Origin of the sequence: Exiguobacterium sp. s6, assembly GCF_018618155.1 — a bacterium.
Taxonomy (GTDB): Bacteria; Bacillota; Bacilli; order Exiguobacteriales; family Exiguobacteriaceae; genus Exiguobacterium; species Exiguobacterium mexicanum_A.
In genome coordinates this window covers 1064724-1087638 of the sequence record NZ_JACSLN010000001.1, presented here as the reverse complement: position 1 = coordinate 1087638, position 22915 = coordinate 1064724, and the positions used below count along the sequence as shown (strand labels likewise).

The 22915-nt window shown below is 54.0% G+C and carries 27 protein-coding genes; 6 read left to right on the top strand and 21 right to left on the bottom strand.

Annotated features, from left to right (window positions below; all coding sequences use genetic code 11):
* Nucleotides 1-75 precede the first annotated feature (75 nt).
* Nucleotides 76-945 carry a DMT family transporter gene (locus tag KNP75_RS05605; RefSeq protein WP_214712636.1) on the top strand — a complete coding sequence of 290 codons (870 nt, stop codon included), beginning with the start codon at nucleotides 76-78 and terminating at the stop codon, nucleotides 943-945.
* Here KNP75_RS05605 and KNP75_RS05600 read toward each other — a convergent pair.
* From KNP75_RS05600 to KNP75_RS05590, 3 genes are all read right to left on the bottom strand, one after another.
* Nucleotides 940-2325, bottom strand: coding sequence for an MATE family efflux transporter (locus tag KNP75_RS05600; RefSeq protein WP_034777906.1), 1386 nt, complete (start codon nucleotides 2323-2325; stop codon nucleotides 940-942). The two genes, KNP75_RS05605 and KNP75_RS05600, sit on opposite strands and share 6 nt — an antisense overlap.
* A gap of 81 nt (nucleotides 2326-2406) precedes the next feature.
* Entirely contained in the window at nucleotides 2407-3660 is a 1254-nt protein-coding gene (locus KNP75_RS05595; RefSeq protein ID WP_034777908.1) for a peptidase U32 family protein, read from the bottom strand.
* A 10-nt stretch (nucleotides 3661-3670) separates the two neighbouring features.
* Nucleotides 3671-4573, bottom strand: a complete 903-nt coding sequence (locus KNP75_RS05590) for a peptidase U32 family protein (RefSeq protein ID WP_084592826.1) — start codon at nucleotides 4571-4573, stop codon at nucleotides 3671-3673.
* A 150-nt stretch (nucleotides 4574-4723) separates the two neighbouring features.
* Between KNP75_RS05590 and KNP75_RS05585 the strand changes: the two genes are divergently transcribed.
* The gene (locus KNP75_RS05585; RefSeq protein ID WP_235420203.1) at nucleotides 4724-5518 is read left to right on the top strand and encodes an SDR family NAD(P)-dependent oxidoreductase; all 795 of its coding nucleotides are present in this window, start codon (nucleotides 4724-4726) and stop codon (nucleotides 5516-5518) included.
* Between the two features lie 68 nt (nucleotides 5519-5586).
* On the opposite strand, the gene KNP75_RS05580 is transcribed toward KNP75_RS05585, so the two are convergent.
* The 7 genes from KNP75_RS05580 to rnz are packed head-to-tail and all read right to left on the bottom strand — an operon-like array spanning nucleotide 5587 to nucleotide 10242.
* Nucleotides 5587-5907: a hypothetical protein gene (locus KNP75_RS05580; protein WP_034777912.1), complete on the bottom strand. Its 321-nt coding sequence runs from the start codon at nucleotides 5905-5907 to the stop codon at nucleotides 5587-5589.
* Between the two features lie 35 nt (nucleotides 5908-5942).
* A complete protein-coding gene (locus tag KNP75_RS05575; RefSeq protein ID WP_034777914.1) occupies nucleotides 5943-6488 on the bottom strand; it encodes a hypothetical protein in 546 nt (181 codons plus the stop codon).
* On the bottom strand, nucleotides 6461-7423 hold the full coding sequence (locus KNP75_RS05570) for an ATP-binding cassette domain-containing protein (protein WP_215190001.1): 963 nt from the start codon (nucleotides 7421-7423) through the stop codon (nucleotides 6461-6463). Before KNP75_RS05570 ends, KNP75_RS05575 begins: the two co-directional genes overlap by 28 nt.
* Nucleotides 7392-8060 carry a hypothetical protein gene (locus KNP75_RS05565; RefSeq protein ID WP_215190000.1) on the bottom strand — a complete coding sequence of 223 codons (669 nt, stop codon included), beginning with the start codon at nucleotides 8058-8060 and terminating at the stop codon, nucleotides 7392-7394. The genes KNP75_RS05570 and KNP75_RS05565 overlap by 32 nt, the downstream gene beginning before the upstream one ends.
* A complete protein-coding gene (locus tag KNP75_RS05560; RefSeq protein WP_138859296.1) occupies nucleotides 8038-8448 on the bottom strand; it encodes a DUF4430 domain-containing protein in 411 nt (136 codons plus the stop codon). Before KNP75_RS05560 ends, KNP75_RS05565 begins: the two co-directional genes overlap by 23 nt.
* Nucleotides 8445-9335, bottom strand: a complete 891-nt coding sequence (locus KNP75_RS05555) for a hypothetical protein (RefSeq protein WP_138859295.1) — start codon at nucleotides 9333-9335, stop codon at nucleotides 8445-8447. Before KNP75_RS05555 ends, KNP75_RS05560 begins: the two co-directional genes overlap by 4 nt.
* Nucleotide 9336: 1 nt before the next feature.
* On the bottom strand, nucleotides 9337-10242 hold the full coding sequence (gene rnz, locus KNP75_RS05550; protein ID WP_215189999.1) for a ribonuclease Z: 906 nt from the start codon (nucleotides 10240-10242) through the stop codon (nucleotides 9337-9339).
* A gap of 75 nt (nucleotides 10243-10317) precedes the next feature.
* Between rnz and KNP75_RS05545 the strand changes: the two genes are divergently transcribed.
* Complete coding sequence (locus KNP75_RS05545) at nucleotides 10318-10491, top strand: hypothetical protein (protein WP_167491781.1); 174 nt, start codon at nucleotides 10318-10320, stop codon at nucleotides 10489-10491.
* Between the two features lie 44 nt (nucleotides 10492-10535).
* Here the strand turns inward: KNP75_RS05545 and KNP75_RS05540 are convergent, their stop codons facing one another.
* Entirely contained in the window at nucleotides 10536-11666 is a 1131-nt protein-coding gene (locus KNP75_RS05540; RefSeq protein WP_214753147.1) for a M20/M25/M40 family metallo-hydrolase, read from the bottom strand.
* A 179-nt stretch (nucleotides 11667-11845) separates the two neighbouring features.
* On the bottom strand, nucleotides 11846-12835 hold the full coding sequence (locus tag KNP75_RS05535; protein WP_034777929.1) for an aromatic acid exporter family protein: 990 nt from the start codon (nucleotides 12833-12835) through the stop codon (nucleotides 11846-11848).
* A gap of 67 nt (nucleotides 12836-12902) precedes the next feature.
* Here KNP75_RS05535 and KNP75_RS05530 point away from each other — a divergent pair, with 67 nt between their 5' ends.
* The gene (locus tag KNP75_RS05530; protein ID WP_353049032.1) at nucleotides 12903-13982 is read left to right on the top strand and encodes an N-acetylglucosaminidase; all 1080 of its coding nucleotides are present in this window, start codon (nucleotides 12903-12905) and stop codon (nucleotides 13980-13982) included.
* 93 nt (nucleotides 13983-14075) lie between these two features.
* Entirely contained in the window at nucleotides 14076-14840 is a 765-nt protein-coding gene (fadH, locus tag KNP75_RS05525; protein ID WP_034777934.1) for a 2,4-dienoyl-CoA reductase, read from the top strand.
* Between the two features lie 32 nt (nucleotides 14841-14872).
* On the opposite strand, the gene KNP75_RS05520 is transcribed toward fadH, so the two are convergent.
* From KNP75_RS05520 to KNP75_RS05485, 8 genes are all read right to left on the bottom strand, one after another.
* The gene (locus KNP75_RS05520; protein ID WP_214797242.1) at nucleotides 14873-15460 is read right to left on the bottom strand and encodes an HD domain-containing protein; all 588 of its coding nucleotides are present in this window, start codon (nucleotides 15458-15460) and stop codon (nucleotides 14873-14875) included.
* Nucleotides 15460-16134 (bottom strand): metal-dependent hydrolase, encoded by a 675-nt coding sequence (locus tag KNP75_RS05515; RefSeq protein WP_215189997.1) that lies wholly within the window; start codon nucleotides 16132-16134, stop codon nucleotides 15460-15462. The genes KNP75_RS05520 and KNP75_RS05515 overlap by 1 nt, the downstream gene beginning before the upstream one ends.
* Before the next feature lie 39 nt (nucleotides 16135-16173).
* Nucleotides 16174-16896, bottom strand: a complete 723-nt coding sequence (locus KNP75_RS05510) for an amino acid ABC transporter ATP-binding protein (protein WP_214797244.1) — start codon at nucleotides 16894-16896, stop codon at nucleotides 16174-16176.
* The gene (locus tag KNP75_RS05505) at nucleotides 16893-17552 is read right to left on the bottom strand and encodes an amino acid ABC transporter permease (protein ID WP_138859287.1); all 660 of its coding nucleotides are present in this window, start codon (nucleotides 17550-17552) and stop codon (nucleotides 16893-16895) included. The genes KNP75_RS05510 and KNP75_RS05505 overlap by 4 nt, the downstream gene beginning before the upstream one ends.
* Before the next feature lie 57 nt (nucleotides 17553-17609).
* Nucleotides 17610-18398: a transporter substrate-binding domain-containing protein gene (locus tag KNP75_RS05500; protein WP_215189996.1), complete on the bottom strand. Its 789-nt coding sequence runs from the start codon at nucleotides 18396-18398 to the stop codon at nucleotides 17610-17612.
* 184 nt (nucleotides 18399-18582) lie between these two features.
* Nucleotides 18583-18924 carry a DUF952 domain-containing protein gene (locus tag KNP75_RS05495; RefSeq protein ID WP_021067681.1) on the bottom strand — a complete coding sequence of 114 codons (342 nt, stop codon included), beginning with the start codon at nucleotides 18922-18924 and terminating at the stop codon, nucleotides 18583-18585.
* Nucleotides 18925-18979: 55 nt separating this feature from the next.
* Nucleotides 18980-19408 (bottom strand): BrxA/BrxB family bacilliredoxin, encoded by a 429-nt coding sequence (locus KNP75_RS05490; RefSeq protein ID WP_034777946.1) that lies wholly within the window; start codon nucleotides 19406-19408, stop codon nucleotides 18980-18982.
* A gap of 34 nt (nucleotides 19409-19442) precedes the next feature.
* The gene (locus tag KNP75_RS05485) at nucleotides 19443-20627 is read right to left on the bottom strand and encodes a class I SAM-dependent methyltransferase (protein ID WP_034777948.1); all 1185 of its coding nucleotides are present in this window, start codon (nucleotides 20625-20627) and stop codon (nucleotides 19443-19445) included.
* Nucleotides 20628-20726: 99 nt separating this feature from the next.
* Here KNP75_RS05485 and KNP75_RS05480 point away from each other — a divergent pair, with 99 nt between their 5' ends.
* On the top strand, nucleotides 20727-21503 hold the full coding sequence (locus tag KNP75_RS05480; protein WP_034777950.1) for a sporulation protein: 777 nt from the start codon (nucleotides 20727-20729) through the stop codon (nucleotides 21501-21503).
* 83 nt (nucleotides 21504-21586) lie between these two features.
* On the opposite strand, the gene KNP75_RS05475 is transcribed toward KNP75_RS05480, so the two are convergent.
* Nucleotides 21587-22909: a dihydrolipoamide acetyltransferase family protein gene (locus tag KNP75_RS05475; protein ID WP_215189995.1), complete on the bottom strand. Its 1323-nt coding sequence runs from the start codon at nucleotides 22907-22909 to the stop codon at nucleotides 21587-21589.
* Between the last annotated feature and the right edge of the window lie 6 nt (nucleotides 22910-22915).

The window sequence follows — 22915 nt, the reverse complement described above, 5'->3', positions numbered from 1 at the left end:
CGAGAAAGAATGTATTTTCTTATCTATTCTATAATATCATTAGAAGAGTATGTACAACATAAAGGGGGATGTCGATTGTCTTATCTCATTTTATTCGCCGCTGTATTTTTCTTGTCGACGAGCGTATTATTCGTCAAATGGACGTCCGCACCGGCCGAGACGGCCGCGTTTTACCGAATGCTGATCACGTGTCTGATGTTGTTGCCGTTTGTCGACTTCAAATCACTCATCGGGACGCGTCTCATGACGAGATATGCCTTGTTGCTCAGCGGGACGTTGCTGGCGTTCCACTTTTGGCTCTGGTTTTTATCGCTCGATTATACGACCGTCGCGAGTTCAACGTTATTCGTGACGTCGAGTCCGATTTTCGTTTTAATCGGGAACGCCTTGATCTTTAAAAAGAATCCGACCCGAAAAGGTTTAGCCTTCGCACTAATCGCCGTCCTTGGGGGCATGCTTGTCGCGGCGGGTGACATCCAACTTGGACGCGAAGCGCTCTTCGGGGACCTGCTCGCCTTAATCGCCGCCCTTCTTATCGCCGGCTATTGGCTCGTCGGTCAACACGTCCGGACCGAGATGAACACGAATACTTACTCGTTCAGCGTCTATCTCGTCGCGACGGTCGTCCTCTGCTTCATGCTCCTCGTGCGGGGGACGACGTTCACCGCGTTCGAATCGGTCAACTGGTGGTATTTCCTCGCCCTCGCCTTCTTCCCGACGATTTTAGGGCATAACTTGTTCAACTATGCGCTCGCCCGGGTCAGTGCCACCGTCGTCAGCATCACCATCCTTGGCGAGGCACTGTGGGGCATGCTGTTCGGGTTCGTCTTCTTCGACGAACGTCTCGGCGTGATGCAATGGATTGGCGCGGCCGTCCTGCTCGGCGGAATCTATTTGTTCCTAAAAGAAGACGCCCGTTCCACCAGAACGGACGTCGCTTCATAAATTGGTCGCTTTCGCTTCGACTTCTTCCTCAGACGGGCGGAACAATAACTTGCGGTCCCATACCGCCATGCCGACCGCCGTCAAGAAGGTCATGGCATCGGCGATTGGAAACGCGAGCCACACCCCGAACACGCCGAAGAAGTTCGGCAAGATGAAGACGAGCGGAATCGTATAGAGCGTTTGGCGCGACAGTGACAAGAACATCGCGACCCGGGCCTTTCCGAGCGATTGATAAATGCCGTTGATGAGCATTTGCACGCTCGGGAGAAACGAGACGGCGAACAACACATGGATGGCCGTCACCCCGCCGGCAATCAAGTTCGCGTCGGTCGTGAACATGCGCATGAGCTGTTCCGGAATCAACTGGAGCGTCAGCCAGATGATGACCGCGATGGCAATCCCGACCCGCAACGCCGTCCAGATCGTCTCGCGCATCCGATCGAATTGTCTGGCCCCGAAATTGTACCCGACGATCGGCTGCATGCCTTGAACGATGCCCATGATTGGCATCCCGACGAGCGCCATGAATTTATTGATGATCGCGAAGATGGCAAGCTCCTCGGTGCCACCATACGTTCCGAGCATGACGTTGACGCCGACGAATAGAATCGATTGCGACACCATCATGATGAATGAGGACGACCCAATCGCCATAATCTCTTTTAATTCGCCGAACCGTAGTCGAAACTTCCGCCATTGGAAGTCGAGCTCGGTCCGGCGATTTTTTTTCGCGAAGAAGAACCGAAGCATGAGGACCGATCCGACGACTTGGGCGAGCGCCGTCGACCAGGCCGCCCCGTATATGCCCCAGTCGAACGTGAAGATGAATAGCGGTGTCGTCACCAAATTGACGACAACGGTCGTGAGCATCACTTTCATCTGATAAGGCGCTTGCCCTTCAGCCCGTACCATCGCGCTCGCCGCGAGTGTGAACATGAAGAACGGCGAGCTGATCAGCACGACGGATAAGTATTGACGGCTCAGTTCCATGATGGCCGACGTCGCTCCAAACACTGTCAAAATGTCATCTAACATGAAAAAGGCGGAACTGACTGCGAAGGCCGCGAACACCCCGACGAGGACGAGCACGTTCAAAAACGTGACGGCGGCACCGGCATCGTCGCCTTTGCCTAGTTTCCGTGAACTGATCGATGCGCCGCCCAACCCGACCGCGCTCGAGACGGCCATGAGAATCATCTGGATCGGGAAAGCGATCCCGATGGCGGCCACGGCGGTCGCCCCGATGCCGCGGGCGACGAAGATCGTATCGATGATATTGTAGAGCGCCGTCACCAGCATGCCGATCATCGCAGGTAGCGACAGCTTGAATAGCAGGCGTCCGATCGGGTCGGTCCGGAGCTGCTCCGTATTTTGATTCATGCTTCCATCCCCTTTTTCGTCTATGTTAATAGGGTAGCAAGATTGGATGGAACGGTCGACTATGTTGTCTTACCGGATGTGTCAGACCGGGCTCGGCACTGGAGGGCTCACGACGCCGGCTTTTCGTTTGCGCATAATGAAATCGGTCACGACCGGCTGCTCGACTTTGACGCGCACCGTCATCATCGCCTGGTTCGCCGTCTCAAGTCTTTCTCCCGACTCATCGTACAGCTCATCGATTCGCTGGGAGAAACGGACGAAGCCGGGGCCGAAGAACTCGACTTCTTCCCCGCGTCGGAAATGGTTCCGCTGCTCGAGTGTTGCCATCTGTGTCGTCGGATCATAGGAGATGACGCGTGCCGCGAATGCATATTGCGGGATGGCGCGCGGCTTGCCGAACAGTTGCTCGTTCTCGGTCGGGACGCCGTAATAGAATCCGGTCGCGAGTTCTCGTTGTGCCGCTTTCCAAATTTCTTCTTCCCACGCCGGGTCGAACTCGAACCCTTCAGGATCGGCGCAGTAGGCGTCGATGACTTGACGGTAGACGTTACAGACGGTCGCCACATAGTGAATCGATTTCATCCGTCCCTCAATTTTCAAGCTGTCGACGCCAGCATCGACCAAGTCCGGGATGTGGCGTACCATCGCCAAATCGACCGAGCTCATCGAGAACGGTTCCTCGTCGCGTGCCGCCATCTCGTCGGTCAACAGCTCGTCCGCCTCGAAGAAACCATATTTCCAACGACAAGATTGGGCACAGCCACCCCGGTTCGCATCGCGGAGCGCCATATGATTCGATAACGTGCAACGGCCCGAGTACGAGATGCACATCGCCCCATGGACGAACGTCTCGATTTCGACATCGACTTGCCGTTTCATTTCTTTGATTTCCTCCATCGAAACTTCGCGGGCGAGGACGATTCGCTCCAACCCTTCCTCTTGCCAGAAACGGAGTGTCTCATAGTTTGTTGCTGACGCTTGCGTCGACAAATGGACCGGAAGTCCCGGTGCATCCGTGAGGCATACCTCGATCATGGCCGGGTCGGACACGATGACGGCATCGATGCCGATATCGCGAAGCTTGCAAAAGAACTCGCCAGCACCGTCGATATCCCCTTCATGCGTCACCATGTTGGCCGCGACATACACTTTTGCGCCACGCGCATGGGCGAACGCGACTCCTTCGGCCATCTCTTCGTAGCCGAAGTTACCCGCCCGGGAACGGAGCCCGAACTGTTGCCCCCCGATAAAGACCGCATCGGCCCCGTACAAAATCGCCATCTTCAATTTTTCTAAGTTCCCAGCTGGTGCTAATAGTTCTGGACGTTTTTTCATCTCGGTTCCCTCACTTGATCTCTTCTGGATTTCGTAACAACAGTCCGGTCCCGAGCCGGAATTGTTCAGGTTGGAGTTCGGCGAGACGCCGTTCCATGCCATGACGGTCGAACCGCCCGTTCAATAGATCCGACCGGGCTTTATCGAACAGACGGACGATGTCGACGAACGCATCGCCCGCATGCCAGCCTTCGAGTTTCCACGTGTGCAACCCGCCCTTCAAGAGCGTGGGCAATTGTCCCATGAGTGTCAAATCTTCAGAGAAGACGTGCGTACCGTTGTCGTCTTGATAGACGGGATAGCGACTGTCCGCATCCGACGGTTCGCTCACATAATACTCTCGTGCTTCTGCCAATGTGTTCGACCGGCCGATCTCGTTGAAGTAGTTCGTCAAGAGCGGACGTTTCGAATGATGGATGCACGTCGGGCCATACACTTGCACTTCGACCGGCAAACCGATCTGTTGTTGGATCATCCCGAGTTCGGTCAACGTCACTTCACGGGCTGCGATCGCCCCGATGGCGTCACGCTTCCCCCAAAACTGAATGTGTCTCGCCGACGTGACGAGCGTTTGAGCATCATACCAATAGGGGATATTGGCATTACGGATCAGGCGGATGGCGCCAGGGTCGCCTGCCGTCACACTGTCGATCCCGATCGCTTTGAGTTCCTGCAAATATTCAGGGAGCGTCTCGATTTGCTCGTTATGCATCAAGTTATTGACGGCGACCGTCACTTCTTTGCCGTATCGGTGGGCGACTGCTGTGACTTCTCGCACAGCCGGAAGTGACCAGTCACCTTTGTGGCGTAACCCGTATTTTGAATCTCCGATATAGATGCGGTCGGAGCCCGCCATGATTAGCGCCTCTGCTTGCTCGACGCTTTGTGCCGTAGTCACTAGCTGAATCATCATTTGCTTTCTTCTCCTCACTTTGTGAGTCTAATCACATATTCTTGCTATACTCTAGCACACGTTTTGATGTGGTGGCCGTGCAGGAATTTAACAACTCGTGAAGAAATCAGTAACAATGTATGACTTTTTACATCGAAGGAGTGGACGATTTTGACAAAAACCGCCTTAATTACTGGAGCCTCGACCGGAATTGGCCTCGATCTTGCCGTTTTAGCGGCCCGGGACGGGTTTGACTGTATCCTCGTGTCTCGCAACGAGCCCCGTTTGCACGAATTGAAAAAAGTACTTGAGAAGCGGTACCGTGTCCACGTGCACGTATTCGCCCTCGACTTGTCTGAACATCAGGCCGCAAAACGGCTGACAAACGCGATTGAAGACGCCGGACTGACGGTCGACTTTTTAATCAACAATGCCGGTTTCGGGACGGCCGGCGAGTTCATCGACCTCGACGCCGAGATCGAGGCCGAAGAGGTCCGCTTGAACGTCAACGCCTTGACTGAACTGACGAAAGCCTACTTACCTGGCATGGTCGAGCGAAATCATGGTTATGTCTTAAATGTCGCCTCGGTCGCCGCCTTCCAACCCGGCCCTTACATGGCGGTCTATTATGCGACGAAAGCGTACGTGTTATCACTCACCGAGGCGCTCCATGCCGAAGTGAAAGGGACAGGTGTGAACGTGAGCGTCCTGTGCCCGGGACCGACCGATACCGGTTTCTTCAATCGTGCCGGCAGCGAAATGATGGTGTCGAAAATGCCGTCCCACCTCGTCGCCTTCTTCGGCTATAAAGGCGTCATGAACAACAAACGCGTGGTCGTTCCCGGCGTCTCGAACCAGTTGCTCGTGGCCGCGGCCAAACTCATGCCTAGGGCGGTCAGCCTCGAGATCTTGCGCCGGTTCCAAAAACCGTCAGATGCCGGAACGGAAGATGTGCCGATGACCTGACAATCATAATCAATAAAAAGGAGGAGGTTCCCGTTGTGGGACCTCCTCCTTTTACGTATAGTGATTGTTCAATGTCGAGCCAACTGCACCATGCGCCGAATCAGTGAAACACCCGGAATACACACCATCAGAGCCGTCGCCACGACGACTGCCCAGGCCAACACGCTCTCGAGCGTGACCGCTCGCTCGGCCAGTCCGTCAAGGACGCGTCCCCCTTGTACAGACAGGACGATCATTAGTGCAGGCCATACACTCGCGCCGAGAATACTGAGCATCCCATAGCGCGTTCGAATGAGACGACGAGACATCAACAATAAATTGAGTCCCATAAACAACAGTCCAATGAAAAGAAACCAACCGATTTCAACTAGATTGACGTATCCGCTCATGCACGCGTCACCTCACTCGGTGTGATATCTACTTGTTACCCGTCTTCTCGTACAAATATGCGAACGAACAGATCGTGCAATAAGACGAGAAAGACGGCATTCCCGATACCATGGGCCATATCGAACGGCAAACTGAGCACGAGCAATTTGACGAAGTCGACCCCGATCACCTCGGCGAAGGACAGGTTGGCCGTCCATCCGAATAAAAAGCCGGCCCCGAGACCGACGGCGGCAAGGAACAACCGGGAGCGACGGAGCAATGGCTTCAAGAACGAGACGACGGCGACGACAAGGAGCCACCCTAAAAATTGAAACAGAACGAACGGGCCGATCCCGAGCAACAGGCCTGATAAAATCGGAACGAACAATGCCAACATGGCCCCACTCGTGAATCCAAAATAAAGGGTCGTCAGCATGAGCAGCGCTGTCGAAGGTTGGACATTCGGGATGGCCACGAACAGCCAACGTCCGATGACCGCGAGAGCGAGAATTTGCGTCAAGACGGCAATCGGGGCGTCACTCCGTTCGAACCTCGACATGACCCCCGCTGCAATCAAGAGGATGAGGACATATGTGACCATAGCGCACTCCGTTTCATATAGTCGCTGCGATCCCCATCAAAGACGAGCATCCCGTTCGACAGGCAAATGATGCGGTCTGCCGCCTGAATCAGTTGCTCGTCATGGGTGGCACACATGATGTGCGCCGTCCCGGCCTTCTCGATTAACGCCCGTTCAAACTGAGAGCGCTCTTGCTCGGTCAAGCCCACGCTTGGCTCGTCCAACAAGAACAGAGATGCCTCAGAATCGAATATGGCTTGCAGTTGAGCGAGGCGACGATTCGTCGCATGCGGGAACGGACCATACTCTTGCTCGGCCGGTAAATAAACCGGCCGCTTGGTCCATTTGACCTTCCCATACAACGGGCGCACGCTTTTGGCAATCAATTCGAGCAACGTCGACTTCCCGCTGCCATTCGTACCGATACAGACGGTCAGACCCGGGCCCTTCATTTCGTAAGACACATGCTCGACCGCATAGGACGCCTGTAACGGGTGGCGATAGGACACGTCCGTAACGACAAGTTGAGGCTGATTCATGGTCGGATTGACGTGAAACGCGCCGGACGGACTATGTTCGCGCGCCCTATCCGTGTAAGCAATCCGAACGCCAAGCCCGGTCAGTCTGCTGAGCAACATCGTTAAATGCTCGACCCGAAACCGATCCAAATGTCGAAACGGTTCAATCAAGACGAGCGCCTCGGCTGAATCGGCGAGGGCGTGAGCGATGCGGACGAGTTGACGTTCTCCGCTTGAGCACTCATCGAATCGCTTATGAAATAGATGATCGATTTGAAGAATGGCAGCCAGTTCGGCTCCTCGCAGGGCGTCACTCCCAGAAATGAGCGATGAAACCTTCCCGGCAAGCGGGGTATCAAGGCGGATGACTCGCGCTCGTTCTTCCCTCACCCACTCATCGAATTCATCATGTCCGTCTGCCAAGGATAACCAACGCATCGCGCAACCCTCCTTTCGTCAAATATGGATACAGTAACCACACGACCGGCACTCCCATCGAGGCGATCGCCACGAAACCGAGCAAGACGAGGCATTGAACGGTGTCATGCCGTTCGAAACGTCGCATTTGATTCGTCACATACACCGGTTCAAGGCGTTGACTGTCGATACCGACCACGATCGCCTCTTGCCACTCGCGCCTCGGATGGCTCGCAATGGATAATCGCACCGCCCGCTCCATCGACGGGACGAGGGCCCATCCCCCATAGAGCAACCGGGTCGAACGCGGCCATCTGTTCAAGAACGGAAGCAATCGTTCGAGTCGCATGAACCGGTTCATCCAGATCATACCGAACAAAAATGTAGCTAATGGAATCAATTGATTCGTGATGCCCATGAGAGAGACGTTCCACCCAAAAACAATCGGTGCAAACGAGATCAGCATGAACGCGGCCAAAACACCGAGCATCGCCAGCGGAAACCGTCGTTCGAGGAGCAACAGGCCGACAAGTCCAAGAAGGAGCCAGACCGAGTCATTTAAATAAGTCAGGATGAACAAATGGGCCACTAAGAAGAAAAGGAGCGTGACCGGATGTCTGCGCTCCCAATCTGCCTCATTCGAAGAAAGAAATCGCATCTTCTTCGAAACGCCATTGAATAATATCGGTCGATTCGACTTCTTTGGCCCCAGCGCCTTCGTCGCCTGGGCTTCCATTAAAGGCGTAGACCCAGCCCGACGATTGACCGGCCGACTTCTCTTGAATGCCGTCGATCGCCGTCACGTATGTCATCTCTCCGCTACCGACCGATTCGATGTCGAGTTCAGTCGCTTCAAGGGCATCGAGCACTGTCGCCCCGTCCTCTAAACAGACGCTCTTCTCATGGAACAACGTCTCCTCGGTCGCAGCATCATAAACGGAAATCGTCGGTTCGACGTCACAGGCCGCATCTCCGTTCGTCGTTTCTTCCCCGCCGCATGCGGTCAAAAGTGGGACGAGTAAACTCATCAGGAGCAGTTTTTTCATTGGTCGGTCAAATCCTCTCGTTGATGGATAGAATAATTGTATAGAATCGTATATTTTTCACCAGTCGTCCGGCCTTCTTGACTGAGCCCAGACAATTGGATGCTGTTGGCGAGCACAGGTTCTCGTTGCAACCAGAACTTGACGAGCCGGCGATCACGATTGATCATGAGCATCGACTCGTTCTCGAACGTGTACATGTCGTACAGGCCGTCAAACGAGAACTGGAGAAGCGGCGCGTCGACTCGGTCCGCAAATTCAGACCAAGGCGTGTCGCGTACGGCATCGAGCATATGTTCAAAGTCGACGAGCTTCTCGAAAAATGCACTTCCCGAATCCATGTTCAGTTCGTCGACTTGGCGATACGACAACTCACCGGACTCGTCATAGTTGATTCGAATCTGTTGAAACGAGTTCGAGCGCTCGACCATGAGCAAATATTCGAGCGAGCGGAGTTCCCCGTCCTCGGTGAACACCATCTTGCTTCGGTCGAGTTTAATCGAGTCACTATTGATGCGACGTAAGATATTGTCCGTCATCCGGTCAAATGTCTCGTCTTGAATCGACACCGCCCCGATTTGTTGCGACTCGGCCCGGAACTCAGATTGATCAAACAACGGGACGAACAACAAGACGATGAAGAAAAAGAAGCCGACGAGCGCACCGTACCATTTATAGCGGCTATTTCGTTTCGGAAAAAACAAGAATGACATGAGAAAACCGATGGGGATATGGAACCCGCCAATCGGGAACGACACGATTCCGAGCAAAGAGAAAAATAAAAATTTAAAGAAAAAGTTCGGTTCGGGTTCTTTCAGTTGATTCAAGCGTAAACCTAGCAACGTACTGATGACAAAAAATCCAAGCCATACGTATAGTTGTACTGTCACGTTAATCCCCCACTGTAAACTCGAAGAAGTCGCTGGCGACAAAACTGTCTTTGAAGACGGCTCGGACTTCGTCTAAAAATTCATCATCTCGACCTTGATAGCGGGCCGAGATATGGGTGACAATCAAGCGTCCGGCTTGAACCGTCTTCGCGAGCGTCGCCGCCTCGACCGTCGTCGAGTGACCATATTGACGGGCGAGCTTTGCCTCTTCGTCCATGAACGTCGCCTCGTGGACGAGCACATCGACGCCTTCGGCGAGGACGACCGCGTTCGGACAAGGAATCGTATCCCCCAGAATCGCCACGATCGGTCCACGGACCGCGTCAGTGACGTATTCTTTAGAGAGATAGGTTTCTCCTTCAAACTCGAACGTCTCCTCTTGCTTGATCGTCCGATAAATTGGCCCGCTCGGAATCCCGAGCGCCTTCACTTTATCAACGAGGAGCGCACCGGGCTTTTCGGGTGCCTCAATTCGAAATCCGTACGATGGAAAACGATGATCCAATCGTTTGACCGTGACGAGATGGCCGTCCTGTTCGAACGTATCCCCGTCCTCATACTCGACAATCGTCAAGTCATAACCGAGAAATGATCCAGTCACTTTCATCGTCAACTCGAGCCATTTCTTGATGCCTTTCGGTCCGTAAAGCGTAAGCGGACTCGACCCATCGAGCGCTGAACGCGTCGACAAGAAACCGGGCAGGCCGAACACGTGGTCACCGTGCAGGTGGGTCACCCAGACGGCCGAGACTTTACGCGGTTTGACTTTCGTATGAAGCATTTGGTGCTGGGTCGCTTCACCGCAATCGATGAGCCACGTCTGTTTCGAAAGCGTGAGCGCCAGACCGGAAACGTTCCGTTGTTTCGAGGGCATGCCGGAGCCAGTTCCTAAAAATTGTAACTTCATAAATAATTTTGTCCTTTCTTCTAGTGCATTCCATGCTATACTGTAGGCAATCGTTGATAAAGGATGTGATCCGTGATGAATAAAGTTGAACATTCCGACTCGATTTATGAACTGATTCGGGAACGGGCGACTTCAATGAATCGCAAACACCAACAAGAACTAGGCACCTCAATCCACATTCACGACATAGCGATGGAACTTCACTGTTCAGACGAACTCGTCTTGGAATCATTGGAATTCGCCGCATAATCTCTCGAACACATAGGAAGAGCCGACATCGCGTCGGCTCTTTTTCACTTCGTTTTCGGTGTCGCGACGTGCTCGACAATTTGAACGACATATTCAACCAACTTGTATAGCTCGACGAGCGGCATGCGCTCGTTCGTCGTATGAATCTCTTCATAACCGACAGCGAGGTTAACGGTCGGAATCCCGCCCCCAGCGATGACGTTCGCATCTGACCCTCCACCTGAATGTAAGATTCGTGTCGGGCGTCCGATGGCCGCTGCCGCCGCTTTCGCGACTTCGACGACTTCGTCGCCTTCTTCGAACTTGAAGCCCGGGTACATGATGTCGATGTCGACTTCGGCTCGGCCACCATGTGCCGCTGCCGCCTCGACATAAGCTTGTTTCATCGACTCGGCTTGGGCTTCCATCTTCTCGTGGATGAGCGAGCGCGCTTCGGCGAGCACCTCGACGTAATCGCAGACGATGTTCGTGGCACGTCCGCCTTCGAACCGTCCGATATTCGCTGTCGTCTCGTCATCGATTCGTCCAAGCTTCATCTTCGCGATCGCTTTCGCCGCGATTTGAATGGCCGAGACCCCTTTCTCAGGCGCGACACCGGCATGCGCCGTCTTACCGTAAATTCTAGCGTTCACTTTCGCTTGTGTCGGGGCAGCGACGATGATATCGCCGACCGGGCCGTCCGAGTCGAGCGCGAAACCGAACTTCGCATCAATTTTCGACAAGTCGAGTACTTTCGCCCCGACGAGACCTGACTCTTCGCCGACCGTGATGACGAATTGGATTTGACCGTGCGGAATCGCTTGTTCCGTCAAAACACGGACCAGCTCAATCATCGCCGTCAAACCAGTTTTATCATCAGCGCCGAGGATGGTCGTCCCATCCGTCACGACATAGCCATCTTGAATACTTGTCTTGATCGCTTTACCTGGTGTGACCGTATCCATATGCGCCGTGAAATAAATCGGGTCGACGCCTTGTTTCGTCGCAGGTAGCGTGATGATGAGGTTGTTACCTGAATGAGCCGTTTTCGTCGATGCGTCGTCCTCGTAGACGTCACATCCGAGCTCAGTGAAGACCGCCTTTAAATGCTCACAGATGACTGCCTCTTCTTTCGTCTCCGAATCGATGCCGACCAACTGTAAAAATGTGTCAAGCACCCGTTTCTCGTTTACCATGAAAACATCCCTCCATCCAAACATTTCTAGGTTATTATAACAAACTCGTGCCGTTTGCACGAACCTTTTCCATTCTGTACAATGAGGACAAACACATTTGGAGGAACGTCATGAGTAAGAAACAGAAAAAGCGGCAACGCATCATTCAAATCGGTGTCGTCGTCATCGTATCCATCTTTTTATTGAGCACGTTTTTGTCGGGGATGGCCATGTTCCTGTAACAATAGGATATAGCGCTCTTTCAAAATCAAGTAGCTCTTCACATCAGACAAAATATTGAGCAACGATGAACGTACCTCAAATTCCTCACGTGACGTGGGGAGGGGTACGTTTTTTCGATAATGCTCAATCGTCTCCTCGAGCTCCCGCAAGAACGTCGAGGCGTCGGCTTGTTGGTTGACGTTGTCGCCGACGAGTCGAAGGAATGTCGCGACCGGTTTGGCTTCATTGACGACGAGTGTGATTTCCCGTGAGTTCTCGGCGATGCGTTTCAAGATGTCATATTGCCGCTCCCGCATTCGGAAGTACAAGTAATCCATGTCCTCGTTCCGCTTCCCGATCGAATTCCCCATCCGGCGGAGCGCAAGATCTTTTCCTTGCTTCAAATAATCGCGTGTCTTCAACAGCATCATCGAATGGTCGTTATAGACGCCGGTCTCGACACATGCGGCCACATCATAAAAATGTACGGCGAGCGCCCGGTCGATATTGTCCTTGATGCGTTCGATCTCTTTATCGAGCGTCGGCATATACATGTTGACGACGAGCCCGACCCCGACCCCGATGGCGATCAACAACAACTCGTTCACGAACAAGTCGAGTGAGAACTGTCCTTCCGTATACAGATGGGTCAGGATGACGACACTTGTGATCATGCCATCTTGCAGTTTGAGCTGTTGTACGAGCGGGATGAACATGACAAAATAAAGTGTGAGCGTCGCCGGCGAATAGCCGAGCAAGGTGAACATCAACGCACCCATGCCGATGGCAATCAAGCTGGCCATGACCCGTTCATAGGAGGCCCGAAACGACTTTTTCCGCGTCTCCTGAATACTGAGGATGGCGATGATGGCCGCGAAGACGTAATAGTCGAGATGGATCGTCTCCGAGATGAGCATGGCAATCCCGGCGGCTGCCGCCGTCTTGAGCGTACGTGATCCGATTTTCATAATATCTCCTCCTCTCTCACAAAATTGTTCACTAGTTTCTTCCGTTTGGCAATCCATATGTTTGGAAGTGATCGTATTGAAAAGAAAGAAACGCGGCGTGATCCCGACGATTCTCACGCTCGCTCTCGCCATATCCGGTTTCCTTTGGCTCCAAGATCGTCCGAGCGGGTCGTATACCGTTCAGACCTATGACAACGGGGACGTCTCGACCCGGGCGTTCGAGTCGCTCGATGAGGCGCGCGCCTACATGGAACGCGGGGGCAATCGCGCCCTACTCGATGCGTCGGGAGACGTCATCGATTTCACAGGTACTGGAATCGCGGTCACCCCGACCGACCGAATCACAAACCTATATCAGGACGCCGAGTTTAAGAAACGGCAGTCCTATGTCGCCGGTGGAACACGTCTCCGTCTCATGCAAACGGGCGACAAGCATTTGTTGGTAAATATCTCTGGGGCCGATGTCTACGTGAAGCCGGCCGACATGACGCTTTACCCGGACGCCGTCGTCGAGCGGCGCGGCTTCTATCAGATGCGGGACGGACAAGTGTTCCATACCGTCGAGGCTAACGGCAATTTGGCCGGGACGTTTCTCGTCGGACCGGCGCCGCAACAGTCGTCCGACCGCTATTACACGGAGGACGTACGCGACGTGTTCGATTCGCCCTACCAATTCGCTTCAATCGCGTCGAAGGCACCGTATTCGGCTCGCGAGCTCGACGCATTCCTCGAATCACTCGACGATAGCCCGCTCGCTGGGAAAGGCGACGCCTTTAAGGACGCCGAGGCCGAATTCGGCATCAACGCCTTGTTCCTCATGGCTGTAGCCGGACACGAGTCCGGTTTCGGTACGTCTGCCATCGCCCGTGAAAAAAATAACTTGTTCGGCTTCCAAGCGACCGACAACGATCCGAGCGGAAATGCGGCCTCTTATCCATCCGTCGAGGCGAGCATCGATGCGGCGGCTCGTTTATTCGCCGAGAAGTACGTGACCGGAGATTACGACCGCGGTCCGTTTCCGGGCAATAAACAAGAAGGCGTCAACGTCTTTTACGCCTCGGACCCATATTGGGGCGAGAAAGTCGCCGGGACGATGTATCGCATCGATCGTGAACTCGGATTGACCTATTTCAAACAGCTAAAATGACGGCCACGGCGGCCGTCATTTTTTTTGCAGGAATCCCCCCTTCGCTGAGCGAATACCTAAATGAACGACCATTCATTCCAAAGGGGGATTTGTATGAAAACGATTTGGATCACAGGTGGCTCATCGGGGATGGGCAAGGCGATGGCGCTAAAATTCAAAACCGAGGGTTGGAACGTCGCCATCAGCGGCCGCAACGAAGAGCGGCTACAAGAAGCGATGGGCGAACTGGAGGCCATCGGGGCCGGAGCAGCGATGGCCGTGCAACACGATGTGCGTGACTACGAGGCGTGTTCACAAGCACTCGATCAAATCAGCGAACGGTTCGGACCGGTGCATGCGCTCGTCAATAACGCAGCCGGCAACTTCGTCTGTCCGACGCTCGACTTGACGCCGAACGGCTGGACGAGCGTCATCGACATCGTCTTGAACGGGACGTTCAATTGTACCCACGTCCTCGGCAAACATTGGGAACGGGAGCAACTGCGGGACGGCTCCATCATCAACATGGTCGCCTCCTACGCCTGGCAAGCGGGCGCCGGTGTCGCCCCGAGCGCCGCCGCCAAGGCCGGGGTGCTCAATTTGACGCGGACGCTCGCCGTCGAATGGGGGTATCAGTTCGGGGCACGCGTGAACGCGATCAGCCCGGGCCCAATCGAGCGGACCGGTGGTGCCGACAAACTCGCCGTCCACGTCAAAGAAGTCGAGCGCATCCGTCGTAACGTGCCGCTCGGACGGTTCGGCACACCCGAAGAGATTGCCGACCTCGCCTATTGGATGGCGTCGGACGAGATGCGCTATTTGAACGGAGAATGTATCTCGCTCGACGGCGGCCATTGGCTCAATAAACATCCGTTCTAACCGAAAACGGCCGAGGAGATTCCTCGGCCGTTTCATATGTCTTGTCCCGTCCATTCCGCTTCGAACCTGTCCAAAAATGAGACCATGAATGCGTGGCGTTCCCGGGCAATCTGTCGTGCCCGTTCCGTATGCATCCCATCCGCGAGCCGGAGCAACTTATCATCGAAGTGGGCGACCGCACTTGTCGCATCGTTCGGGTCATATAAAGCCGTTCCGCGTGACCCCGCGAATTGGAACGTGCGGGCGATGCCGATCGCCCCAATCGCGTCGAGTCGATCCGCATCTTGCAGGATGGCACTTTCCAACGTCGATGGACTTCTATGTTTCGAGAACGATGTCTCGCCGATGATCGTCAGGACGTGCGCCCGTCGATTCGGATCGAGCGCTAACGTGTCCAAGTGACGCGCGACGAGCCCCGCCTCGCGACCGAGCTTCTCATCCTCGACGTCGTGCAAGAGCGCCGCAAGCGTCAAGACAAGCCGATCGACGTCTCCCCCTTCGGCGAGATGCATGGCTAAGCGGCGCACCCGCTCGAGGTGGGCCATGTCATGACCGGTACAGTCCCCGGAATGCAGCGCCGCCACGTACCGTTCGGTCTCGAGTACTGCTGGTTGCGTCATCAAATCTCGATTGTCGTGTTCGGCTCGATCAAGAGCCCGCGTTGGTGCAGTTGATCGCAGAAAGCCTGTGCGTCTTGTTTGATGGGTGGGAACGTGTCGAAGTGAATCGGTACGACCCGTTTCGCTTGGAGCCAGTGCGCCGCATCGAGTGCGTCGACCGGTCCCATCGTGAAGTTGTCACCGATCGGGAGGAACGCGACGTCGATATCGAACCGCTCCCCGTACAGTTTCATGTCCGAGAACAGGGCCGTGTCCCCGGCGTGATACACCGTGAGCGCCTCTGTCTCGATGATGAACCCGCCCGGCATACCCATGTAGATCGGGGCGTCCCCCATATCAAGACTCGAGCTATGGAAAGCCTGCGTCATCGTGACGCGACCGAACGAAAACGAATGGCCGCCCCCGATGTTCATCCCGTGGACCGAATAGCCTTTTTTCTCATAATATGTCGCCAGTTCGTGCGTCGCGACGATTGTCGCGCCCGTCTGTTTCGCGATCAGTTCCACGTCTTCGATATGGTCGAAATGAGCGTGGGTGAGCAGGATATAGTCTGCTTTGACGCTCGCCGGGTCGACGTCCGTATGCGGGTTGCTCGTCAGGAACGGGTCGATCAAGACGGATGTCCCGTCGATATCGAGTTGTACGGTCGCATGGCCATAGTAGGTGATCTTCATAGAAATCCTCCCTTTCTGTTATCAGATGGAATCTTTCACTTATAATACTTTTTCTAAGAAGCGTTTTGCGCGGTCGGTCTGCGGGTTGAGGAGCAGGTCGGCCGGTTTGCCTTCCTCCATCAAGATGCCTTCGTCGAGGAAGAGGACACGGTCCGCCACTTCACGGGCAAAGCCCATCTCGTGCGTGACGACGACCATCGTCATCCCAGACTCGGCGAGCCCTTTCATGACATCGAGCACTTCGTTGACCATCTCTGGGTCGAGCGCTGACGTCGGCTCATCGAACAACATGACGTTCGGCTCCATGGCGAGCGCCCGGGCGATCGCGACCCGTTGCTTCTGTCCACCTGACAGTTGACTCGGGTAAGCGTCAATCTTCTCCGACAATCCGACCCGTTCGAGGAGCTTTTTCGCCCGTTCGATCGCTTCGGCCTTGCTCACTTTCAAGACGTTGATCGGCGCGTACGTCAAATTGTCGAGCACGCTCATATGCGGGAACAAGTTGAACTGTTGGAACACCATGCCGATGTTTTGACGAGCCTTCGAGACGTTCGCCCCTTTTTTCGTGAGCTCATAGCCGGCGACGCTGACCGTGCCGGACGTCGGCACTTCAAGCATGTTCAAGCAACGGAGGAACGTCGATTTCCCGGAACCGGACGGACCGATGACGGCGACGACTTCCCCTTTCTCAATCGATGTCGTAATGCCTTTGAGGACCTCGAGGTCACCAAATTGTTTGTATAAATCCTTTACTTGTATCATCTGCCATCACTCTTTCTAAGCCGTTTTTCTAGACGTTGACCAAGATACGTCAACACCATCACTATTGTAAAGTATATCACACCGGCAAACAGGAGCGGTTCAAAGTAGATCGCCTTTTGCCCACCGACGATTTGCGCCCGACGCATGATGTCGAGCACACCGACCGTCGAGACGAGCGCCGATTCTTTCGTGAGCGTGATCATCTCATTGACGAGGGCCGGCAAGATGTTTTTGAACGCCTGCGGCAAGATGATTGACCGCAGTTGTTTGACGTACGGGACGCCGAGGGCATCCGACGCTTCCCACTGGCCTTTATCGACCGCTTGAATCCCGGCCCGAATGATTTCCGAGATATACGCCGCCGAGTTGAGTGAGAAGGCGATGACGGCCGATTGGTACGGCGTCGTGATATAACCGGTCAATTGCGGCAACCCGAAGTGGATGATCGCGAGTTGCAAGATGAGCGGTGTCCCGCGGAACACGGCCGTGTAGGCGTGCCCGATGAAGTTGATGAGACGGTTTGGGACGATCTTGAATGTGGCGACGACGACCCCGAGCGTGATCCCGAGCAAGGCCGAGACGAGCACGACTTGAAACATGACCGGGATCCCTTCGAGAATATACGGGATAGAATCATAAATCCGACTAAAATCCATTGTGAGTTCCTCCTAAAAAAAGGCTGACTGATATTTTCAGTCAGCCTTCTTCAATCTTTATTCAGCTGGTGCTGCTTCTTGTTCGAACCATTTTTGTGCCAACTTCTCGATTTCTCCTGAATCAATCATCTTGTTCAATTCTTCATTGAATTGATCGCGGAGCTCATCGTCCTTACGGAAGGCGGCGGCAGAACCGGCCTCTTCCTCGTCGACGATTTCAAACGTTGAAAGTTCGCTGTCTTGGTCGAGGTATTTCTTCGCGACCGTGTCCTCGATGACCATTGCATCGATGCGACCAGTCTTGATTTCCTGGATGATCTCCGGGATCTTGTTCAAGGCGACAATTTCAGCGCCCGGGATTTGTTCTTTAGCGATTCCTTCTTGAATCGAACCAAGTTGGACCCCGACTTGTTTCCCGTCTAAATCTTCAAGCGACTGGATGGCATCCCCTTTTGACAAGATCAAGTTCTTCGCAGTGAAGTAGATGTCTGAGAAATCAGCGTTCTCTTTTCGTTCTTCTGTCGGTGTCATACCTGCCATGACGAAATCGACACGGCCAGCGTTCAGCGCCCCGAGTAGGCTACCGAAATCCATGTCTTCAATTTTCAATTCATAGCCCATGTTCTCGGCCACTTGCTTGGCGATGTCGATATCGAAACCGACGATCTCGTCGCCGTTCGCCGTATCGACGAACTCATATGGGAAGTAGTCCGCACTCGTCCCCATGACGATGACTTTATCCTCCTCATCGGTCGACGTCGAACCTCCTTCGTTCACGTCTGCCCCACAAGCTACCGTGAAAGCGGCAAGACTTGCGATACATAATGCTAGAAAACCTTTTTTCATATTCATCGTCCCTTTCTTCATATAGGATGAAATTATCAGAACTTTAACAAAATTATGACATATATGTGAATAGTGCTCAACTGTTCTTCAACTCATCATATGTCCGACTTGTTCTTCAACCACTATATACACATAATTATTACTTGTAAAGTATATTCATGCATAAAATATAAAAAAAATACGGTCACATTCGCTCGTAAGCAAAATAAGTGACCGTACCGTTGTCGCGAGAGCCGTAGGGCTGCACCCGTTTGACCGACGCGATCGGGATGGCGCTATACACGTGGGGATAGCGTTCCCCGTCCTCGTCAAACTCGTAGTGGAGCAGGCTGCCGAGACGTCCGACATGGAACGAGACGAGCACGACTCGCTCCCCATGATAATGTCGACGCACGAATTTGCCGATCTGTTGCGGGGTGCAACAACGAATATAACCTTCCGTCTGGAGGGTCGGCTCGTTGATCTCGCCGCGCGACAAAGCAATCGTATATTCGGCCTCGCTCATGATTTTGACGACTGGTTCCATCTCATCGATCCCTTCTTAAGGAAAAGCGCAAAGGCAATGCCTCTGCGCTCACTTCTTAGGCGTAGTAAATATCGAACAACGTCTGTAACTGCTCGACAAGCTCTTCGGCCGTCGATGACTCGATCGTGCTCCGTTCGACCATCGTGACGATATTGCCGTCTTCTAACAGCGCGATCGATGGTGACGACGGGGCGTAACCTTCGAAGTATTCACGGGCCCGGTCCGTCGCTTCACGGTCTTGACCCGCGAACACAGTCACGAACTGGTCCGGTTTGACGCCTTCCATCTTGTTCACGTACGCTGCTGCCGGACGAGCGATGCCACCAGCACAGCCACATACCGAGTTGACGAGCACGAGCGTTTTGCCTTCTTTTGTTAACGCCGCGTCGACTTCTTCCGGTGTCGTGAGTTCTGTGTACCCTGCAGCGCGTACCTCATTGCGAGCTTGTTCGACTACATCTTGAAAGTATAATTGAAAATCCATATTGTTTCCCCTTTCGACTTGCGTCTGTTCTTTCTTATTTTACGTCTAGTGGATCGGTTAGGACAAGTCTATCGCTCAATTGTCCTTCGAGGAACGGTGTCGCGTTCAACAGCGTCTTGAAGGCCACATAGCGGGCCCGCGCTTCAGCGGTCGCTTCCCGGTTCGTGAGATACGCCCGAATCAGGATGTTTTTCGGCGTGTGCTCCATATCGATGAACTCGAGCAGTTGCGCCTCATAGCCGACGAGTCCAAGTAATTCGGCCCGAATCGAATCGGTGGCGAGCGCCGCGAACCGTTCTTTGACGAGTCCATGCTGCAGCATGACGTCGAGGCTCGGCGCCTCGAGTTGACGATTCAATTCTTTTTGACAACAAGGGACGCTCAAGATGACTTTAGCTCCCCAGCGAACGGCCCGGGCGAGCGCCATGTCCGTCGCGACGTCACAGGCATGAAGCGTGACGACCATATCGACCGCCGTCTCGCCTTCGAACTCGTTGATGTCCCCGACGAGAAACTCGAGGCGCTCATAGCCGAGGTCACGGGCAATCCCGGCACATTCTTCGATGACTTCTTTCTTCAAATCGAGCCCTGTGATATGGACGTCATAGCCTTTCATTTCATGCAAGAAGTGATAGAGGGCGAACGTCAAATATGACTTCCCTGAGCCGAAATCGAGAATCCGGACGGTCCGGTCGGTCGGTAAATGTTTGATTGAGTCTTCGATAAACTCGAGGAAGCGGTTGATTTGTTTGAACTTGTCGTATTTTTGACGCTTCACTTTTCCGTCCTCGGACTGGACGCCGAGGCGGATGAGGAACGGTACCGGTTCATCGAGCGGTAACAAATACTGCTTCTCGCGGTTATGGCTCAGCTTCACTTGTTTGACGGCCGTCTCACGTTCCTTGAACGTCACTTTGAACTTTTTAGACAGTTGAAAGTGGACCTCGGACGCCGTCAACTGGAACTGACCTTGGCGGAACGTCTCGAGCAATTCATCGAGCTCGATGACCGCCTCGTCCGGTGTGAGATTTTTATGTTTCATCACCCGTTCAAATTGGTATTCGAACTGTATATGGTACTCGCCTTTCAACAGGACCGGCTTCAATTTGACCCGGCGCAAATCGTTCGACTTTTGACGCGGTTGGCTGACTGTCGCCGTCACGAGCTCGTTCTGGCGAATCACATCAGCGAGTCGCTGTTTTAACTCTGTATATTCCACTGCGTTCATCCTTTTTTCAATAGTTTCGAAACTTTTGTTCACGTGTATTCGTACATACTATTACACGAACACGTGCAAACGTCAAAGGAGGATTATTGTATGTTCAAAAAGTTATTATCATCGATTGGGATCGGTGCCGCGACGGTCGATACACGGCTCGCGGAGAGTGCCTGTGTGCCAGGCGGGACGCTCGATGGTGTTGTCCATATCAAGGGCGGCAGCACCGAGCAATCGGTCGACCGGATTTACATCTTCTTCAACACGCTCTATAAGCATGAGGTGAACGACAAGACAACGTACTCGACGTTCACGATTGAGAAGATTTTGTTGAACGAGGCGCCGTTCATGATTGGTCCCGACGAAGTGAAAGAAATCCCGTTCACGATCGACGTGCCGTTCAACACGCCGATTTCGGTCAGCCAATCGAAATCGTGGATTGAGACCGGTCTCGATATCGCCCAGGCCGTCGACCCGAAAGACGAGGACTCGATTCTCGTCAAACCGAACCACGCTCAACAGGTCGTCCTCGACGTGCTCGACGACATCGGCTTCCGCTTGAAAAAAGCTGATACGGAGATGCTCCCGGCCCGCCATCGTTCCGGCCGTCTCCCGATTGCCCAAGAACTCGAATATTCACCGAACGGCACGAGCTATGGACGCAAACTCGATGAGCTTGAAGTCGTCATGCTCCAAACGGAGTCGTCTCTAGACTTATTGATTCAAGTCGACAAGAGCGTCCATAATCTAGGCAGCCTGTTCGCCGACTTGACGGGGACCGACGAGTCGACGCACCGACTCAGCTATACGAACACCGAGCTCGCCTCGCCCGAACGGATTCGCCGCGATCTCGAGGCATTGATTGAACGTTCCATCTGAACCATGCAGCCACGGACAATTCCCGTGGCTTTTTTTATTTTTCATATAAAAAGTCCTGCCTTCGACTGAAGGCAGGACGTGAATCAATAGAGCGTATACGTGTCTGGATCGATCGATTCGAGCGATTGCTTGATCGCCTGCAAGAATTGACCGGCGACGAGACCGTCGAGGACACGGTGGTCGACCGACATACACAAGTTGACCATGTCACGCGCCGCGAACATCCCATTCACCCAAACCGGACGTTTCACGATCGACTCGACCGACAGGATGGCCGCTTGCGGATAGTTCAAGATCGGTGCCGATTGAATCGAACCGAACGCACCCGTGTTGTTGATCGTGAACGTGCCGCCGCGCATCTCGTCCGCTTTCAAACGGTTGCCGCGGGCACGGGCCGCCACGTCTTGAAGGGCGACAGCGAGCCCTTTGATGTTCTTCTCGTCCGCATGTTTGATGACCGGGACGTAGAGGGCGTCGTTCGCTGCGACGGCGACCGACAGATGGATATCTTGATGGACTTTGATGTGATCGCCCGCCCATTCCGAGTTCATCATCGGATGTTTTTTCAACGCCTCGATCGCCGCCTTCATGAAGAACGGCATGAATGTCAGTTTGACACCTTCCCGCTTGAAGAACTCGTCTTTCAACTTGGCCCGCGCTGAGACGAGGTTCGTCACATCGACCTCGATCATGAGCCACGCATGCGGGGCCTCATGTTTCGAGCGGACCATGTTGTTGGCAATCGCTTGACGGACACCGGCCGTCGGAATCAATTCGACGCGGTCCGTTGAGACGTCAGCAGAAGTCGTAGCAACTGGCGTTACAGCCGGGGCAGCAACTGTTTCAGGCACTTCGAGCTTCACTTGGGTCATCGTCTCTTGGACTGGCGCCTGCGTCGCTGCTTTCGGTTTGACCGGACGACCTTCTGACAAGTAGCGGAGGACATCTTTGCGCGTGATGCGACCACCGAGGCCGCTGCCGTCGAGCTCGTTCAAGTCGATCGCATTCTCATTGGCGAGTCGGATGACCGCCGGCGAGAAACGTCCATTATTCTGTTTTCTCGGGGCGGCCGACGCGGTAGTGACCGCTTGTTTCGTCTCGACCGGGGCCGATTCGACTTGTGTCGGTTCTGCTTTCGGTTCTGCTTTTGCCGGTGTAGACTCGGCACCTTCGACTTCCATGATGAGGACTGGCGTGCCGACGGCGACCGTGTCCCCTTCACTGATTAACATTTCTTTCACGACGCCGGCACTCGTCGCCGGGATCTCAGCCGTCACTTTATCGGTCATGACCTCGGCGAGCGGCTCATACTCCTCGACGCGGTCACCTGGTTTGACGAGAAACGTCGTGATCGTCCCCTCGGTGACACTTTCCCCGAGCTGTGGCATTTTAATTGTCTGTTCCATATGACC

Bases quoted from the DNA above. Each gene is read 5' to 3' on its own strand.
- KNP75_RS05495 (WP_021067681.1), bottom strand. From the start codon at position 18,924: ATGGAACCAGTCGTCAAAATCATGAGCGAGGCCGAATATACGATTGCT.
- KNP75_RS05540 (WP_214753147.1), bottom strand. From the start codon at position 11,666: ATGGTAAACGAGAAACGGGTGCTTGACACATTTTTACAGTTGGTCGGC.
- KNP75_RS05600 (WP_034777906.1), bottom strand. From the start codon at position 2,325: ATGAATCAAAATACGGAGCAGCTCCGGACCGACCCGATCGGACGCCTG.
- KNP75_RS05565 (WP_215190000.1), bottom strand. From the start codon at position 8,060: ATGCGATTTCTTTCTTCGAATGAGGCAGATTGGGAGCGCAGACATCCG.
- KNP75_RS05560 (WP_138859296.1), bottom strand. From the start codon at position 8,448: ATGAAAAAACTGCTCCTGATGAGTTTACTCGTCCCACTTTTGACCGCA.
- KNP75_RS05520 (WP_214797242.1), bottom strand. From the start codon at position 15,460: ATGACGCAACCAGCAGTACTCGAGACCGAACGGTACGTGGCGGCGCTG.
- KNP75_RS05575 (WP_034777914.1), bottom strand. From the start codon at position 6,488: ATGGTCACATATGTCCTCATCCTCTTGATTGCAGCGGGGGTCATGTCG.
- KNP75_RS05590 (WP_084592826.1), bottom strand. From the start codon at position 4,573: ATGATGATTCAGCTAGTGACTACGGCACAAAGCGTCGAGCAAGCAGAG.
- fadH (WP_034777934.1), top strand. From the start codon at position 14,076: ATGAAAACGATTTGGATCACAGGTGGCTCATCGGGGATGGGCAAGGCG.
- KNP75_RS05490 (WP_034777946.1), bottom strand. From the start codon at position 19,408: ATGGATTTTCAATTATACTTTCAAGATGTAGTCGAACAAGCTCGCAAT.
- KNP75_RS05475 (WP_215189995.1), bottom strand. From the start codon at position 22,909: ATGGAACAGACAATTAAAATGCCACAGCTCGGGGAAAGTGTCACCGAG.
- KNP75_RS05580 (WP_034777912.1), bottom strand. From the start codon at position 5,907: ATGAGCGGATACGTCAATCTAGTTGAAATCGGTTGGTTTCTTTTCATT.
- KNP75_RS05545 (WP_167491781.1), top strand. From the start codon at position 10,318: ATGAATAAAGTTGAACATTCCGACTCGATTTATGAACTGATTCGGGAA.
- KNP75_RS05505 (WP_138859287.1), bottom strand. From the start codon at position 17,552: ATGGATTTTAGTCGGATTTATGATTCTATCCCGTATATTCTCGAAGGG.
- rnz (WP_215189999.1), bottom strand. From the start codon at position 10,242: ATGAAGTTACAATTTTTAGGAACTGGCTCCGGCATGCCCTCGAAACAA.
- KNP75_RS05595 (WP_034777908.1), bottom strand. From the start codon at position 3,660: ATGAAAAAACGTCCAGAACTATTAGCACCAGCTGGGAACTTAGAAAAA.
- KNP75_RS05500 (WP_215189996.1), bottom strand. From the start codon at position 18,398: ATGAAAAAAGGTTTTCTAGCATTATGTATCGCAAGTCTTGCCGCTTTC.
- KNP75_RS05515 (WP_215189997.1), bottom strand. From the start codon at position 16,134: ATGAAGATCACCTACTATGGCCATGCGACCGTACAACTCGATATCGAC.
- KNP75_RS05510 (WP_214797244.1), bottom strand. From the start codon at position 16,896: ATGATACAAGTAAAGGATTTATACAAACAATTTGGTGACCTCGAGGTC.
- KNP75_RS05535 (WP_034777929.1), bottom strand. From the start codon at position 12,835: ATGAAAATCGGATCACGTACGCTCAAGACGGCGGCAGCCGCCGGGATT.
- KNP75_RS05480 (WP_034777950.1), top strand. From the start codon at position 20,727: ATGTTCAAAAAGTTATTATCATCGATTGGGATCGGTGCCGCGACGGTC.
- KNP75_RS05570 (WP_215190001.1), bottom strand. From the start codon at position 7,423: ATGCGTTGGTTATCCTTGGCAGACGGACATGATGAATTCGATGAGTGG.